The 15,385-nt window shown below is 69.0% G+C and carries 13 protein-coding genes; 11 read left to right on the top strand and 2 right to left on the bottom strand.

Features of this window, described 5'->3' with window-relative positions; all coding sequences use genetic code 11:
* From QZV72_RS14380 to QZV72_RS14355, 6 genes are all read left to right on the top strand, one after another.
* A partial coding sequence (locus tag QZV72_RS14380; RefSeq protein WP_297009394.1) for a Pls/PosA family non-ribosomal peptide synthetase occupies positions 1-2,962 on the top strand: 2,962 nt, incomplete at its 5' end.
* An 11-nt stretch (positions 2,963-2,973) separates the two neighbouring features.
* Positions 2,974-4,350, top strand: coding sequence for a M1 family metallopeptidase (locus QZV72_RS14375; RefSeq protein ID WP_297009393.1), 1,377 nt, complete (start codon positions 2,974-2,976; stop codon positions 4,348-4,350).
* A 91-nt stretch (positions 4,351-4,441) separates the two neighbouring features.
* On the top strand, positions 4,442-5,215 hold the full coding sequence (locus tag QZV72_RS14370; RefSeq protein WP_297009392.1) for a class I SAM-dependent methyltransferase: 774 nt from the start codon (positions 4,442-4,444) through the stop codon (positions 5,213-5,215).
* A 100-nt stretch (positions 5,216-5,315) separates the two neighbouring features.
* Complete coding sequence (locus QZV72_RS14365; protein ID WP_297009391.1) at positions 5,316-5,762, top strand: DoxX family protein; 447 nt, start codon at positions 5,316-5,318, stop codon at positions 5,760-5,762.
* 280 nt (positions 5,763-6,042) lie between these two features.
* Entirely contained in the window at positions 6,043-7,584 is a 1,542-nt protein-coding gene (locus QZV72_RS14360) for an aldehyde dehydrogenase family protein (protein WP_297009390.1), read from the top strand.
* Between the two features lie 72 nt (positions 7,585-7,656).
* Positions 7,657-8,217, top strand: a complete 561-nt coding sequence (locus QZV72_RS14355; RefSeq protein ID WP_297009389.1) for a type 1 glutamine amidotransferase domain-containing protein — start codon at positions 7,657-7,659, stop codon at positions 8,215-8,217.
* A gap of 24 nt (positions 8,218-8,241) precedes the next feature.
* On the opposite strand, the gene QZV72_RS14350 is transcribed toward QZV72_RS14355, so the two are convergent.
* Positions 8,242-9,309 (bottom strand): aldo/keto reductase, encoded by a 1,068-nt coding sequence (locus QZV72_RS14350; protein ID WP_297009387.1) that lies wholly within the window; start codon positions 9,307-9,309, stop codon positions 8,242-8,244.
* A gap of 133 nt (positions 9,310-9,442) precedes the next feature.
* Here QZV72_RS14350 and QZV72_RS14345 point away from each other — a divergent pair, with 133 nt between their 5' ends.
* Together QZV72_RS14345 and QZV72_RS14340 are read left to right on the top strand one after the other, a co-directional pair.
* Positions 9,443-10,780 carry a hemolysin family protein gene (locus QZV72_RS14345; RefSeq protein ID WP_297009385.1) on the top strand — a complete coding sequence of 446 codons (1,338 nt, stop codon included), beginning with the start codon at positions 9,443-9,445 and terminating at the stop codon, positions 10,778-10,780.
* Positions 10,777-11,775: a CNNM domain-containing protein gene (locus tag QZV72_RS14340; RefSeq protein WP_297009383.1), complete on the top strand. Its 999-nt coding sequence runs from the start codon at positions 10,777-10,779 to the stop codon at positions 11,773-11,775. Before QZV72_RS14345 ends, QZV72_RS14340 begins: the two co-directional genes overlap by 4 nt.
* A gap of 18 nt (positions 11,776-11,793) precedes the next feature.
* Here QZV72_RS14340 and QZV72_RS14335 read toward each other — a convergent pair whose 3' ends face one another.
* A complete protein-coding gene (locus QZV72_RS14335; RefSeq protein WP_297009381.1) occupies positions 11,794-12,588 on the bottom strand; it encodes a PaaI family thioesterase in 795 nt (264 codons plus the stop codon).
* Between the two features lie 152 nt (positions 12,589-12,740).
* On the opposite strand from QZV72_RS14335, the gene QZV72_RS14330 reads away from it, so the two are divergent.
* The 3 genes from QZV72_RS14330 to QZV72_RS14320 form a co-directional block, all read left to right on the top strand.
* Entirely contained in the window at positions 12,741-13,244 is a 504-nt protein-coding gene (locus QZV72_RS14330) for a Dps family protein (RefSeq protein ID WP_297009380.1), read from the top strand.
* A 60-nt stretch (positions 13,245-13,304) separates the two neighbouring features.
* Positions 13,305-14,648: a glycosyltransferase 87 family protein gene (locus QZV72_RS14325; RefSeq protein ID WP_297009379.1), complete on the top strand. Its 1,344-nt coding sequence runs from the start codon at positions 13,305-13,307 to the stop codon at positions 14,646-14,648.
* Positions 14,641-15,385 (top strand): HNH endonuclease family protein (locus QZV72_RS14320; RefSeq protein ID WP_297009377.1); only part of this gene is annotated, 745 nt, incomplete at its 3' end. The genes QZV72_RS14325 and QZV72_RS14320, both read left to right, overlap by 8 nt.

Genomic DNA, 15,385 nt, shown 5'->3' with positions numbered 1-15,385 from the left:
GGGGGAGCAGGGCGAGCTCATCATCGGCGGCGTCGGTCTCGCCCGCTACCTCGACCCCGAGAAGGACGCCGAGAAGTACGCGCCGATGCCGACGCTCGGTTGGGACCGCGCCTATCGCTCCGGCGATGTCGTGCGGGTGGAGGCCGAAGGCCTCATCTTCCAGGGACGTGCCGACGACCAGGTGAAGGTCGGCGGACGCCGCATCGAACTCGGTGAGGTGGAGAACGCGCTGCAGGATCTGCCCGGGGTGACGGCGGCTGCCGTCGCGGTGCGGGAAAGTGAGGCAGGTGTGCCGTTACTCGTCGGCTACCTCGTCATCGAGGGCGACCGTGAACTCGACCGCAGCGGGGCGCGCGAACATCTCGCCTCACGGCTCGCCGCTGGGGTGATGCCGCTGCTCGCGGTGGTCGGTGAACTGCCCACGAGAACCTCGGGCAAGGTCGACCGTGCGGCGCTGCCGTGGCCGCTGCCGCCGTCGGCGACCGGGGGCGGGGCAGGTCAGGGCAGCCCGGGTGAGGGTGATGACGCGCCCCGCACCGAGGCGGAGCAGTGGCTGGCGGAGCAGTGGGAGGCGGTACTCGGAATGCCTGTCCCGGGTACCGACGCCGACTTCTTCGACCTCGGCGGCGGGTCCCTCGCCGCGGCCCGGCTCGTCAGCAGGATCCGTGTGCGGGTGCCCGAGTTCGCTGTCGCCGACGTCTATGATGTGCCGCGGTTGGCGGCGATGGCGAAGGCGGTCGCCGCGACCGATGCGCAGCACACCCCCGGCACTTTCCACCGCCCCGTCCCGACGCCGCGTCGCACACAGTGGTTGCAGACGCTCGCCGGCGTCCCGTTGTTCATCGTCAGCGGGGTGCGGTGGCTCGTCTACCTCCTCACCGCCGGCACCGTCCTCACCGCGGTCGACGCCGACGCCTTCCGCGTCCTGCCGAGTGTGCCCTGGTGGGCGCTCATCCTCATGATCGTGGTCGTGTCGACGCCGTTCGGCCGTATGGGCATCGCCGCGCTCGCGGCCCGCCTGTTGTTGGCGGGACTCACCCCGGGTGACTACCCGCGGGGTGGTGCCACCCACATGCGGCTCTGGCTCGCGGAGCAGTTCGCGGCCCAGATCGACGCCGTCGGTCTCGCCGGCGCACCGTGGATCACGGTGTACGCGCGTCTGCTCGGCGCGAAGGTCGAGCGTGACGTGTCGCTGCACGCGTTGCCGCCGATCACCGGGATGCTGGAGATCGGCCGGAACTCGGCGATCGAACCCGAGACCGACCTCACCGGGTACTGGATCGACGGTGACCTGCTGCGTGTAGGCAGGGTGCGTATCGGCCGTGACGTCACCGTCGGCGCGCGGTCGACGCTCGCGCCCGGCACCCGCATCGACGACGGGGCGGAGATCGCCCCCGGTTCTGCGGTGTTCGGCCGGGTGAAACCGGGTCAGCGGTGGGGTGGGTCGCCGGCGGTGCGCATCGGTGGTGCGCGGGGGCCCTCAGCCAAGCCGGGCAAGTCGGGTAAGTCAGGTACCAGGTGGCCGGAGCGGACACCGCGGCAGGCGCCGGCGTGGAGGATCGCCTACGGCGTCTCCTCGGTCGCCCTCGCCCTGCAGCCGTTCGTGGCGTTCGCGGTGGGGGCTGCGATCCTCTCGATCGGGATCGCGGACGCCGACACGCCCTGGCAGGCGCTGCTCGGCTCGCTCGTCTGGCTGGTGCCGGCGGTGCTCGCCGTCGGTGTCGTGTACGCGGGGGCGGTCCTCGTGCTCGTGCGGCTGTGCTCGATCGGAGTGTCGGAGGGGGTGTTCCCCGTGCACAGCCGCATCGGATGGCAGGTGTGGACCACCGAACGACTGCTCGATGCGGCACGCAGTTTCCTCTTCCCGATCTACTCGAGTCTGTTCACCCCGGTGTGGCTGCGGCTGCTGGGTGCCCGGGTCGGACGGAACGTCGAGGCGTCGACCGTACTGCTGCTGCCGAAGATGACGCGCGTCGACGAGGGCGCGTTCCTCGCCGACGACACGATGGTCGCCTCCTATGAACTGCACCGCGGGTGGTTGAGGATCGGGCCCGTGCGCATCGGCAAGCGGGCATTCCTCGGGAATTCGGGTCTGGCGGGTCCCGGGCACCGGGTCGCGAAGCGTTCACTGGTCGCGGTGCTGTCGGTCGCCCCCGACAAGTCGAAGTCCGGCTCGTCGTGGCTCGGTTCACCTCCGACGCGTCTGCGACGCGCGACGCAGGCCGGCGATGACGAGCGCACCTATCATCCGGGCGTGCGACTGAGGGTCGCCCGTACCCTGTGGGAGCTGTGCCGTTTTGTGCCGGTGCTGGTCTCGTGCCTGCTCGGCGTCGTGGTGTTCTGCATCTTCGCGTGGCTCTGGTCCGGGCCGGGGCCGTGGTGGACTCTTCTGCTCTCGGGTGTCGTGATGCTCACCGCCGGTGCTGGTGCGGCAGCGGTCACGACCGTCGCGAAGTGGGCGATCGTGGGGCCGATCCGGGCGGGTGAGCGGCCACTGTGGTCGAGTTTCGTGTGGCGCACCGAGGTGAGCGACACTTTCACCGAGATGCTCGCCGCCCCCTGGTTCGCCCGTGCCGCTGTCGGTACGCCCGCGATGTCCGTCTGGCTGCGCTCCCTCGGCGCCCGCATCGGCAGGGGCGTGTGGTGTGACACGTACTGGCTGCCCGAACCCGACCTGGTGACCCTCGGTGACGGTTCCACGGTCAACCGGGGCTGTGTCGTGCAGACGCACCTGTTCCATGACCGCATCATGAGCATGGACCGTGTCGAGCTGGAGGAGGGGGCGACACTCGGTCCGCACAGCGTGATCCTGCCCGCCGCGTCGATCGGCGCGCACGCGACGGTCGGCCCGGCCTCGTTGGTGATGCGCGGCGAGAGCGTCCCCGTCGGCTCCCGGTGGAGCGGTAACCCGATCGGCCCGTGGAAGGCGGTGAAGGTGCGGGCGTACCAGTCGACGAAATAGGATTGGCACCGATGCCCTCCACCTCCGCCCCGCACCCGTATCTCCCGCATTCCGGTGACCTCCGTTTCTCGGTCTCGCATACCCGGCTCGAACTCGACTACACCCCGCGCACCAACCGCCTCGAGGGGCGCGCCGAGTTCGCCGTGCGCGTGCTCGCAAAGACCCGCGACCTGCGCTTCGACCTCGTCGGACTCCGGGCTGTCAAGGTGCGTGTCGACGGGAGGGTGCACAAGCAGGTGAAACGGGGGGAGCACGCGCTGCACGTGCGCTTCGGTTCCGACCTGCGGCCGGGGGCCGAGCTGACCGTCGTGATCGACTACGCCGGCAGGCCCGCGCCGCGACCGTCGCTCTGGGGAGAGGTCGGATGGGAGGAGCTCACTGACGGTGCACTTGTCGCCTCGCAGCCGTGCGGTGCGCCCACCTGGTTCCCCTGCAACGACCGGGTCGACGACCGGGGAACCTACGACATCGAGTTCACGTGCGACCGGGACTTCTTTGTCGCGGTGACCGGTGTTCCGGGGCGGGTGACGTCGGCGGGGGGCAGGTTGACCTGGCGGTTCGCGAGCCACGTACCTACCGCGACGTACCTGCTCGCCGCGCACGTGGGTGAGTACTCGGAGTATGCCTTCCGCCCGACGACGGTCGGTGACGTCGTCGTCGGTGCGGTGCGAGCCGGGGCGCGCGCTGTCACCGGGCGTGCCCCGCGGGGGGTAGGGTCCGCCAGGCTCATCGCCCCGCCGGCCCGGTCCGGTCCCGTGCGCGAGGCGTTCGCCCCCGTGCCCGACATGGTGGCGGCATTCGGGGACTGGTTCGGGGACTACCCGCAGGAGGACCTGACGGTCGTCGTCGTCGACGAGGACCTGGAGATCCCGCTCGAGGCGCAGGGCATGGCGTCCTTCGGACTGAACCACTGTGACGAGTCCGAGCAACGCCTCATCGCCCACGAGCTCGCTCACCAGTGGTTCGGCAACAGTGTCGGCCTCGCCAGGTGGGAGGACATCTGGCTCAACGAGGGGTTCGCCTGCTTCGCCGAGTGGGTGTGGTCGCAGGAGTCCGGCGGACCGTCGATCGCCGAGTGCGCCGACTCGCACCACGCGCAACTCGCCGGGCTGCCGCAGGACCTGCGGCTGCTCGACCCCGGCGCCGCCGACATGTTCGACGACCGCGTCTACAAACGGGGCGCGTTGCTGCTCGAGACGCTCAGACGGACCCTCGGGGACGAGACGTTCCGGGACCTGCTGCGCACCTGGGCGGACACGAGACGGCACTGCCTCACCACCACCGCCGAGTTCACGGCCCTCGCCGACTCGGTGAGCCCCGAACCGCTCGGCGAGATCTGGCGGGCCTGGTTGCACGGCACCCCGCTGCCGGACCTGCCGGTGGGGTGACCGCGGCCCGGCAGCGGGATGCGGTGGCACGGACGCGCTGCGCCGTGGTTGCCGCAGGGGGCAGGGAACGCCACCCGGGTACTCTGGACGCATGACTGACAAGCGAGACGGACCGGGCACCAACGTCCCCAGCAACTGGTTCACCGGTGGTGCGGAGTACGCCGCCTTCCGCCCGTCGTATCCGACGCAGGTGTCGTCCTTCCTCGCCGACCTCGCCCCCTCGACAGGCGTGGCCGTCGATGTGGGGTGTGGGACAGGGCAGTTGTCCACGCAGCTGGCGGACTACTTCGGCCGCGTCGTCGGCTTCGACCCGAGCGAGTCGCAGATCGCGGCGGCCGAGCCACACCCGAACATCAGGTACGGGGTCGCTTCCGCGGAGAGCCTGCCGCTTCCGGACAGCTCGGTGGATCTGGTCACCGCAGCGCAGGCCGCGCACTGGTTCAACCTGCCGGAGTTCTACGCCGAGGCCCGCCGCATCGCCGCGCCGGGAGCGGTGATCGCCCTGGTCAGTTACGGTGTGTTGCGTATAGCGGACGCCGACCTGCAGGAGAGGTTCGGCCGGTTCTACTACGACGAGATCGGCCCGTTCTGGGATCCGGAACGACGCTACGTCGATGAGGGCTACCGCACCCTCGAGTTCCCGTTCGAGGAGTTGGACGCCCCGGAGCTCAGTATCGACCGGGACCTGGACCCCGAGGAGTTCCTCGGCTACGTCGGCACCTGGTCGGCGGTGCGCAAGGCCGAGGAGGCCGGGCGGGCGGACCTGTTCCAGAACTTCCGTGCCGACATCGTGCGGATCTGGGGTGGCAACGGGAGGCCGCGGCAGGTGTCGTGGCCGGTGACGGTGCGCGTCGGGCAGCTCTGACCCGGAGTTCCCCGGAGTGACCGACGAGACAATCTGTTGACATGTCAACCACTTCCGCTAAGGTGGTGCGCGTTCATTACTTACTTTATGAAAGGACGCCATGCCTTCCGTCGTCGGCAGTAACACCCTCTCCCGCACCACCTCTGACATCGTCATCCTCATCGCCCGCGTCGCCGTCGGTGTGATCCTCTTCGCCCACGGTTGGCAGAAGTTCTTCACCAACACCATCGACGGCACCTCTGCCTTCTTCGCGTCGGCGGACGTGCCGGCGGCCACGGCGTCCGCGATTTTCGCCGCCACCGTGGAACTGGTCGGCGGCGCACTTCTCGTCGTCGGCCTGTTCACCCCGGTCGTCGGTGTCCTCGTCGTGATCGACATGCTCGGTGCCTGGTGGTTCGTCCACTCCGACGCCGGCACCATCTTCGTCGACGGCGGCGGCTATGAGCTGGTCCTCGCACTGGCGGCCGGCGCCGCGCTCGTCGGCGCCGTCGGCGGCGGCCGGTTCAGTCTCGACCACCTGTTCTCTGCCCGCCGCGGGAACGCCTGAGTATCTGCGCGTCCCCCGGTGCGCCCCCGGTACCTGCAGGCGACCACGGGGTGCCCCCGCGATCCACCCCCGTCACCCGTGGTGCCGTGGGGCTCTGTGGCGCGGTGTGGTGTGGCGCGGTGCCGTGGGCCTGCGGTGACGGGAATCAGACTGTGATGTTATCGATATTATGAACATATAGTGGTCGCTATCACACGATGGCGCCGTTACTTTGGTGGACGACAACCAACATCACTGGAAACCGGGAGCATCCCGGTCCGTCACGGAGGTAGCCAGTCCCATGACCATCACCGCACAGGGCAGCAATGTCTACGCAGCACCCGGCACCGAAGGTTCCCTGATCTCGTTCAAACCCCGCTACGGGAACTTCATCGGCGGGCAGTGGGTCGAGCCCGCTGACGGCCAGTACATGGAGAACCTCAGCCCGGTCGACGGCAAGGTCTTCTGCGAGGTCCCGCGCTCGAAAGCCGCTGACGTGGAGAAGGCCCTCGACGCCGCCCACGCCGCCGCCCCGGGATGGGGGAGGACCAGCGTCCAGGAACGTTCCCGCGTCCTGCTGAAGATCGCCGATGTCCTCGAGGAGAACCTCGAGGCCCTCGCCGTCGCCGAGACCTGGGACAACGGCAAGCCGGTCCGTGAGACCCTCGCCGCTGACCTTCCGCTGGCGGTGGACCACTTCCGGTACTACGCCGGCGCCCTGCGTGCCCAGGAGGGCCGCCTCTCCCAGATCGACGAGAACACCGTCGCGTACCACTTCCACGAGCCGCTGGGCGTCGTCGCACAGATCATCCCGTGGAACTTCCCGATCCTCATGGCGGCGTGGAAGATCTGCCCCGCCCTCGCAGCAGGTAACGCCATCGTCCTCAAGCCCGCCGAGCAGACCCCGGCGTCCATCCTCGTCGTCGCCGAACTCATCGGTGACCTGCTGCCCGCCGGCGTGCTCAACATCGTCAACGGGCTGGGTACCGAGGCAGGCGCCGCGCTGACCGCTTCGGACCGCATCGCCAAGATCGCCTTCACAGGGTCCACCGAGGTCGGCAAGATCATCAACAGGGCCGTCGCCGAGAAGCTCATCCCGGTCACCCTGGAACTCGGCGGCAAGTCCCCGAACATCTTCTTCGGGGATGTCATGGACGCCGATGACGCTTTCCGTCAGAAGACGCTCGAGGGTTTCTCGATGTTCGCGCTCAACCAGGGCGAGGTCTGCACCTGCCCGTCCCGCGCGCTGGTCCAGGAGAACATCGCCGACGAGTTCCTCGAGCTCGCCGTCGAGCGTGTCCGCCAGGTCAAGGTCGGCAACCCGCTTGACCCGGACACCATGATCGGCGCCCAGGCGTCGGCTGAGCAGATGGACAAGATCTCCAGCTACCTCAGGTCCGGCCCCGAGGAAGGCGCCGAGGTTCTCATCGGCGGTAGCGTCCGCACCGTCGACGGCCTGGAGAACGGCTTCTACGTCGAGCCGACCGTTCTCAAGGGCAGCAACAACATGCGCTGCTTCCAGGAGGAGATCTTCGGCCCGGTCCTCGCCGTCACCACCTTCAGGGACTTCGACGACGCCATCGCGATCGCCAACGACACCGACTACGGACTCGGCGCCGGTGTCTGGGCCCGTGACGGCCGCACCGCCTACCGTGCGGGCCGCGCGATCCAGTCCGGTCGCGTGTGGGTGAACAACTACCACTCCTACCCGGCCCACGCCGCGTTCGGCGGCTACAAGAAGTCCGGTATCGGCCGCGAGACCCACCTGATGATGCTGGACCACTACCAGCAGACGAAGAACCTGCTCTGGTCCTACGACGAGAACCCCAACGGGCTCTTCTGATCCACATTCTGATCCTTCGCACGGAGAGTCTGGTGACGCGAATCACCGGACTCGGGCGTACCATCAGGTGGCATGAGCGATCTCAGTAAGTGGACCATCGCGATCCTGGCCACCACCGGCTTCGAGGACACGGAAGTCAGCCAGGCGAAGCACGCCGTGGAACAGGCCGGCGGTCGTGTCCTCATCGTCGCGCCGCAGGACGACATCATCACCGGCAAGCGCGGTACCGCGTTCACCCCGGACATGGTCACCCCCGATGCGGACGCCGCGTCCTTCACCGCCCTGATCCTGCCGGGCGGCGTGACCAACGCCGACCAGTTGCGGCTCGACGAGCATGCCGTCGCCCTCGTCCGGGGCATGGCAGCCGCCGGAAAACCCATCGCCGCGATCTGTCACGGCGCCTGGATTCTCACCGACGCAGACGCCGTGCGCGGCCGCACGCTGACCTCGTCGCCCACCCTGCGCACCGACCTGGTCAATGCCGGGGCCACCTGGGTCGACGAGGAGGTGCACGTCGACGACGGCTCTGCCGTGGGGGACGGCGCCACGACCTCGGGTCTGCTGATCACCTCACGGACCAGGGCGGACATCGACGCCTTCAACGCGGCGATCGTGGCGAACGTCGGTCGGTGAACCCGGGCGACCGCGACCCCGGTGTTACTCGGTCGACTCCGTGGCCCCGGCCCACTGGTTGATGCCGCGGTCCACCGCGTACCGGTCGATCTCCGCGAGCTCGGCCCCGGTGAACTCCAGGTTCCTCAGCGCGTCCAGCGAATCGTCGAGCTGCTCCACCGAGGACGCCCCGATCAGCGCACTGGTGACCTCGGGGCGGCGCAGCACCCAGGCGATCGCCATCTGGGCGAGTGTCTGCCCACGACCGGCGGCGATGTCGTTGAGTGCCCGGATGGCGGCCAGGGTGTCGTCGGAGAGGAACCCGGTGTCCATCTTGTGCGTCCCCAGACGGGACCCCTCCGGCACACCGTCGAGGTACCGGTCGGTGAGCAGCCCCTGCGCCAGCGCGGAGAAGGCGATCACGCCCATGCCCTCGATCGCGCAGGTCTCCAGCAGCTCGTCCTCGGTCCACCGGTTGAACATCGAGTAGCTCGGCTGGTGGATCAGCAGTGGCGTCCCCAGGTCCTTCGCGACCGACTGGGCCTTCCGGGTGAGCTCGGGGGAGTAGGAGCTGATGCCGACGTAGAGGGCCCGACCGGACCGGACGATGTGGTCCAGGGCGGCGACGGTCTCCTCGACCGGGGTCTCCGGATCAGGCCGGTGGTGGTAGAAGATGTCGACGTAGTCCAGGCCCGTCCGCTTCAGTGAGGCGTCGCAGCTGGCCACGAGGTACTTCCGCGACCCGCCGAAACCGTAGGGCCCGTCCTGCATGTACCAGCCGGCCTTGGAGCTGATCAGCAGCTCATCGCGGTACGGCCGGAAGTCGGACGCCATGATCCGCCCGAAGTTCTCCTCCGCGGCCCCCGGCACCGGGCCGTAGTTGTTGGCGAGGTCGAAGTGGGTCACACCACGGTCGAAGGCGTGGCGCAGGATCTCCCGCTGGTTCTGCAGTGGGCGGTCGGAGCCGAAGTTGTGCCACAGTCCCAGCGTGATGGCGGGCAGCTTGAGCCCGGAGACGCCGCTGCGGCGGTAGGGCATGGCGGGGTGCCCGTCGGTTCCGGTGTAGCGGGTGTCGGCGGCGCGGTAGATGTCGGGGTACACAGGATCGCTCATGGCAACGAGGCTACGCCGGAAGACAGTGTGGCCGGACCACGTGCACAGTGCGGAGAATCATGTAAACTCCGTTCACTACACATGCCGCCTACCCGAGGAGTTGATCGTCCACCATGGACGATGGTGAACCGAGGTGAGTACCGCCACCGCAGTCGCGGCGCTCGCCGCCGGCGTCCTCGCCGTTCTCATCCTCATCGCACTGAACGCCTGGTTCGTAGCCCAGGAGTTCGCGTACATGTCCGTCGACCGGTCGCGCCTGGCCGCCGCCGCGGACGCCGGGGACCGCAGGGCGGCACGCGCCCTGTCGGTCACCCGCCGCACCAGCTTCATGCTCTCCGGCGCACAGCTGGGCATCACCGTCACCGGACTGCTCGTCGGTGAACTCGCCGAGCCGCTGATCGGCGGAGCGGCCAGTGAACTCACCGGTGTCTCCGCGGCAACGGTCGCGGTGCTGGTCCTCCTCACCGCCACGGTCGTGCAGATGATCACCGCCGAGCTGTACCCGAAGAACCTGGCCATCGCCGCGCCCGAACCGCTGGCGCTGGGTCTGGCCCGCTCCACCGCGCTGTACCTGAAGGTCCTGGGCCCGCTCATCGCCTTCTTCGACCGGTCATCCAACACCCTGCTGAAGCTGGTCGGCGTCACCCCGGTGGAAGACGTCGACTCGACCGCCACCCCGCGGGAGCTGGAGCGCATCGTGGCGGACGCCCGCACCTCCGGTGACCTGCCCGAGGACGTCTCCGGTGTCGTCGAGCGGATCCTGGACTTCCCGGAGCGCACCGTCGCCCACGCGATGGTGCCGCGGTCGCACACCGGCGCGTTGGCAGCCACGGACACCGTCGCCCGCGCCCGCGCCCGCATGGCCGTGGAGCACACCCGCTACCCGGTGGTCTCCGGAACGGGGGACGCCGAGGTCCTCCACGGCGTCCTCCACCTGGAGGACGTCCTGTCCCCGGACCTGGACCAGTCGGCCCCGGTCGTCGACCTGGTCCGGGATGCGGTGGTCCTGCCGGAGGCGATGAGCCTGCCGGACGCCCTCGCCGCACTGACCGACCGTGACGACCGCCTGGCCTGCGTCATCGACGAGTACGGCGGCGTGTCCGGTGTCCTCACGGTGGAGGATCTCGCCGAGGAGATCGTCGGTGAGCTCACCGACGAGCATGACGCGGAGGCCGCCGCGGCCACGGAGCCGGGTGTGCTTCCCGGCGACGAGCACCTCGACGAGGTCGCGCGCCTGCTGGGTGTCCTGCTGCCCGGTTCGGACGCCGAGACCCTCGCCGGCCTGGTCATCGAGCACGCCGGCGACCTGCCGCAGGTCGGCGACGTGGTCCGCGTTCCGCTGCCCGCCGATCCCCGTGACGTCCTGTCCGATGCCCCGGCCCGCGTCCTCGTCGCCGAGATCCGGGCCGTGGAACGCCATGTGCCCGCCGAGGTCGCTCTGACCGTGGAGACCGTGGAGGAGCCCCGATGAACACCGTGACCGTCATCATCGTCACCGTCGCACTGCTGCTGGCCAGCGCCTTCTTCGTCATGATCGAGTTCGCGCTGCTGGGTGCGAAGCGTCACCGGCTGGAGGAGCAGGCGTCCACCCGGGTCACCGCGCGCGCCGCCCTGCGCGGCATGGACGAACTCACCGTCATGCTCGCCGCCGCCCAGCTGGGCATCACCGCCGTCACCTTCGCGCTGGGCGCGGTGACCAAACCGGCGGTGTCCTCGTGGATCATGCCGCTGGTCGAGGCGGTGGGGCTACCGCACTCCGCGGCGTACGCCGTCTCCTTCATCCTCGCGCTGCTGGTCGTGACCTTCCTGCACCTGGTCATCGGTGAGATGGCACCGAAGTCCTGGGCGATCGCCTTCCCGGAGCGGGCCGCGAAACTCATCGCGGTGCCCGCCCGGGCACTGGCGTGGCTGCTGCATCCGCTCCTGGTCGGCATGAACCGGGCGGCGAACCGCCTGGTCCGCTGGTCGGGGGTGGAGCCGGTCGACCGGGCGGCCGCCGGTGGGCACGACGCCGACTCACTGCGCCACCTCGTGGAGCACTCCGCGCAGTCGGGTGCGCTGGACGCCGCCGACCGGGACCGGGTGATCGGCGCACTGGACCTCACCCGCCGCTCGCTGGGCGAACTGTCCGGCGAGCCGGTCCCCGCGCTGCCGGCCACGGCGACCGTCGGGGAGATTCAGGACGCCGCGTCCGCCTCGGGCCAGATGCGCGTCCTCGTGGGTGACCGTGGGTTCGTCCATGTGCGCGACACCCTCACCCAGGGCCGCGATGCCCGGGCCGGTGAGACCGGGGTGATTCGTCCGTTGCTGGTCCTGGACCCGGAGCTGCCGGTGCACGAGGTGCTGCGGCGGATGCGGGAGCACGGTGAGCAGATCATCGGTGTCGGCGACCCGTCGGCGGCCGGTGACACGGCTGCGGTGCGCATCGTGGTGCTCCCGGAGATCCTCGCCGTCGTCCTGCCCTGACCGGCCTGTGGCGGACCGCTACCCCAGCAGTCGCCGGGGGATCGACAGCTCCAGCAGCTCCCCGAGCGACAGCGCGTCGCGCGAGAGGATCTCCCCGCACACGTACCGGGCCTGGTCCTCCGGGTCAGGAATGCGCCGCGCCGCTGAGAGCACCGAGGTCAGCAGACCGTGCTCACCACTTCCCGCCGGTCCCCAGGCGCGCCATGCCGCCGCAGTGACCAGGTGTTCCAGGGTCATGCCCTTCGGCTCCCGGGCAGCCATCGTCTCGTCGACGTCACGGGCCGCACCGGGCGTGCGCGCAGCCTCCCGGCCCTTGCGGGGGCGCACGTGCAGGTCCTGCTGTCCGACGCCGGCCACCGAGCCGTCCGGGTTGGTGATGACGCAGGTGAAGGCCACATTGTAGTATCCGTCGGCCTCGATGCCGGCGAGGATCTCGGCGCAGAGTCCGTCGGTGACGTGCACCGGCATCCGGGCGCCGTTGCGTCCCGGGGACAGGAACTGGAACTGTCCGGTGCGCGTCCAGGCCTCGTAGTCGGGGCCGAGCCGCTTCATGACCAGCGTCCCGAAGAGGAAGTCGGTCATGGCGAACAGGGTCCCGCCGAATGCGGCGCCGTGCATGTTCTGGGTCAACGGGCCGGAATGCAGCACGACCTCGCCGTAGGACCAGTCGTCGGTGATGTTGTGGACGCGCACCCCGTTGCCGGCCAGCGGCGGCCAGATCGCGAGGCCACGCTCGAAGGCCCGGGGTGAGGAGAAGACGCGCTTGAGCACGGACCTCTCGATCTTCTTCAACGACGTCGTCAGTGCACTCAACATAGTTCTGGATACGTTACCTTTTCCGGGGCGCATCCGGGGGTGGAACAGGCACCGCACCTCCGCATTCTGGATTATTCTGGGACGCGACCCGTTGACATCAGCGGACTCGACAGCACACCACATGCCACACGAAGGAGCGTCTGACGACCATGAGTAATTTCACCGTCCCGGGACTTCCCGAAGGTAACGCCAAGCAGGTCATCGATATCCTGCAGGAGCGCCTGACCGCCTACAACGATCTCCACCTCATCCTCAAGCATGCGCACTGGAACGTCGTCGGCCCGAATTTCATCGGCGTCCACGAGATGCTCGACCCGGAGGTCGACGCGATCCGTGCCAACGCGGACGCCGTCGCCGAACGCATCGCCGCCCTCGGCGGGGAGCCGATCGGCACCCCGGACTCCCACGCACCGGGCCGCGAGCCGTTGCAGTACCCGGTCAACAAGGGCACCACCATCCAGCACCTCACCGCCCTCAACGAGGTGTACGACAAGGTCATCACCGATTCCCGTGAGGCTGACGCCGCCCTCGACCAGCTCGACCCGGTCAGTGAGGACATGTTCATCAGCCAGATCGGCGCGATGGAGCAGTTCCAGTGGTTCCTCCGCGCCCACCTCGAGGACGGCAACGGCAACCTCCCCGACGGGCAGTAGCCCCGGGGGAGGCTCCGCAGCTCCCACAGTCACAGTCACAGCGGGTAAGCTCATCGCGCAATGACTGTCCCGAACACCACCCCGCATTCCCCGCGCACAGCGTCCCGACCGCTGGTGCGGGGACTTTTCGCCGTTGTCGTCCTCTCCGGGTTCGTCAGTCTGGTCTGGCAGTCGGCCGGCGTTCTCACCCACACCCGGGACGCCTTCCTGCTCGATGTCGGTGTCTTCGTCGACGCCGGCCGGGCGATCCTCGACCACGCCCCGCTCTACGGTGACGGCTTCCCGTCCCGCTCCGGTTTCGCCTTCATCTACCCACCTCTCGCTGCGGTGCTGTTCGTGCCGTTGACCTGGATGGATGAGACGACGATGCAGTTGGTGTGGACCTGGGCGTCGCTGGCGGCGTCCTGGGCGGTGCTGACGATGGCGGTGCACCGGGTCACAATGCTGGCCGGCGCGTCCGCCATGTGTCGCCGGCTCGCGCCGCTCACCGGACTCGCCGCCCTGGGCTACGCGCTGCTCCTCGAACCGTTGCAGGTGCACCTCATGTACGGGCAGATCAACGTCTTCCTTGTGCTCCTGGTCGCCGCTGACCTGCTCGGGTACACCCCGCGGTGGCTGCGCGGGGCGGGTGTGGGCGTCGCCGCGGGCATCAAGATCACCCCTGCGGCTTACGCGCTCGTCTTCCTCGTGACGAGGAAATGGGGTGACCTTGCCAGATCCCTCGGCGCTTTCCTGGTGACTGTGGTGATCGGCTGGTGCTTCCGCGCCCCGGACTCCCGGTTCTTCTGGACCGAGGAGTTCTTCAACAGTGACCGTGGCGGTGGGCCGGGGTACCCGCCGAACCAGGCCCTCACCGGTCTGCTCACCCGTGCCGGGATGGATCCGGACACCGCGCAGTCAGTCATGGTCCCCGGCCTGCTGGTCATCGCGCTGATCGCCGGCTGGGCGGTGTGGCGGCTGTCGGCGGCGGGGCGTCCGCTCAGCGTCCTGCTGACGCTGGTGCTCGCGGTGAGTGTCTCCGCGCCGATTGCGGTGACGCACCACTGGACCGGCATCATTGTCGCCCTCGTGCTGCTCGCGGCCCAGGTCGTGGCCCTGGTCACCGGACACCGCGACGGCTGGGACCGGCCGACCCTGGTGGGCACCCTGCTGCTGGTGGCGGCGAACCTGTCCTTCGGGCGGCTGAGCGACGACGGCTACCAGTCGCCCGAGAACCATCACTACCAGGTGCTCCCGGAGAACGGCCCGTGGTCGTTCAGCGACATCGGGATTGTAGACTTCCTCTACGGAAACATTCAGGGCATCGCGGGCATCATCTGCCTGGCGTTGCTGTGCCTCGCCGCATGGCGGGCTGAGCCTGCTGCCCCTGCTGAAGTCAAGGAGTCCCACACTTCTGATGCGTAACATCTTCCGGACGGTCGCCGGCTTCTCGGCGGCCGTCCTCGCCGCGTCCGCTCTTGTCGCCTGCTCGTCGGAGGAGGACGGCACAGGCTCCGCTGTCACCACCGTCACCTCCCTCTCCGAAGTGGTGACGTCCCCCGCCGGGGCCCCGGCCGCTGAAGGGTCAGTCGACGACGGGGGTTCCGGGGACGCCGCCGCGTCCTCCGACGACGATGTCGCCGCGGCACTGGCCACCCTCGACACCCTGGCGGTGAAGGGCCGTGCCCCGAAGACCGGTTATGACCGGGCGCTGTTCGGTCAGGCGTGGGCGGACGTGGACCGCAACGGCTGCGACACCCGCAACGACATCCTCGCCCGTGACCTCACAGACGTGGTGTTCAAGAAGGGGTCCTGCCGGGTGCTGTCCGGGATCCTGGATGACCCGTACACCGGGCGGACGATCAACTTCGTGCGCGGTCAGGACACCTCCACGGCCGTGCAGATCGACCATCTCGTAGCCCTGTCGGACGCCTGGCAGAAGGGCGCGCAGCAACTCTCCCCGGAGCGGCGGGAACAGTTGGCGAACGATCCGGCGAATCTGCTGGCGGTCGACGGCCCGGCGAACATGCAGAAGCGGGACGGGGACGCTGCCACCTGGCTGCCGGCGAACAAGTCCTTCCGCTGCACGTATGTGTCGAAGCAGATCGACGTGAAGGCCGCCTATGCGCTGTGGGTGACGCAGGCGGAGAAGGACGCGATGG

This window comes from uncultured Corynebacterium sp., from assembly GCF_902782855.1.
GTDB lineage: Bacteria > Actinomycetota > Actinomycetes > Mycobacteriales > Mycobacteriaceae > Corynebacterium.
This window is presented reverse-complemented; position numbering and strand designations above follow the sequence as displayed.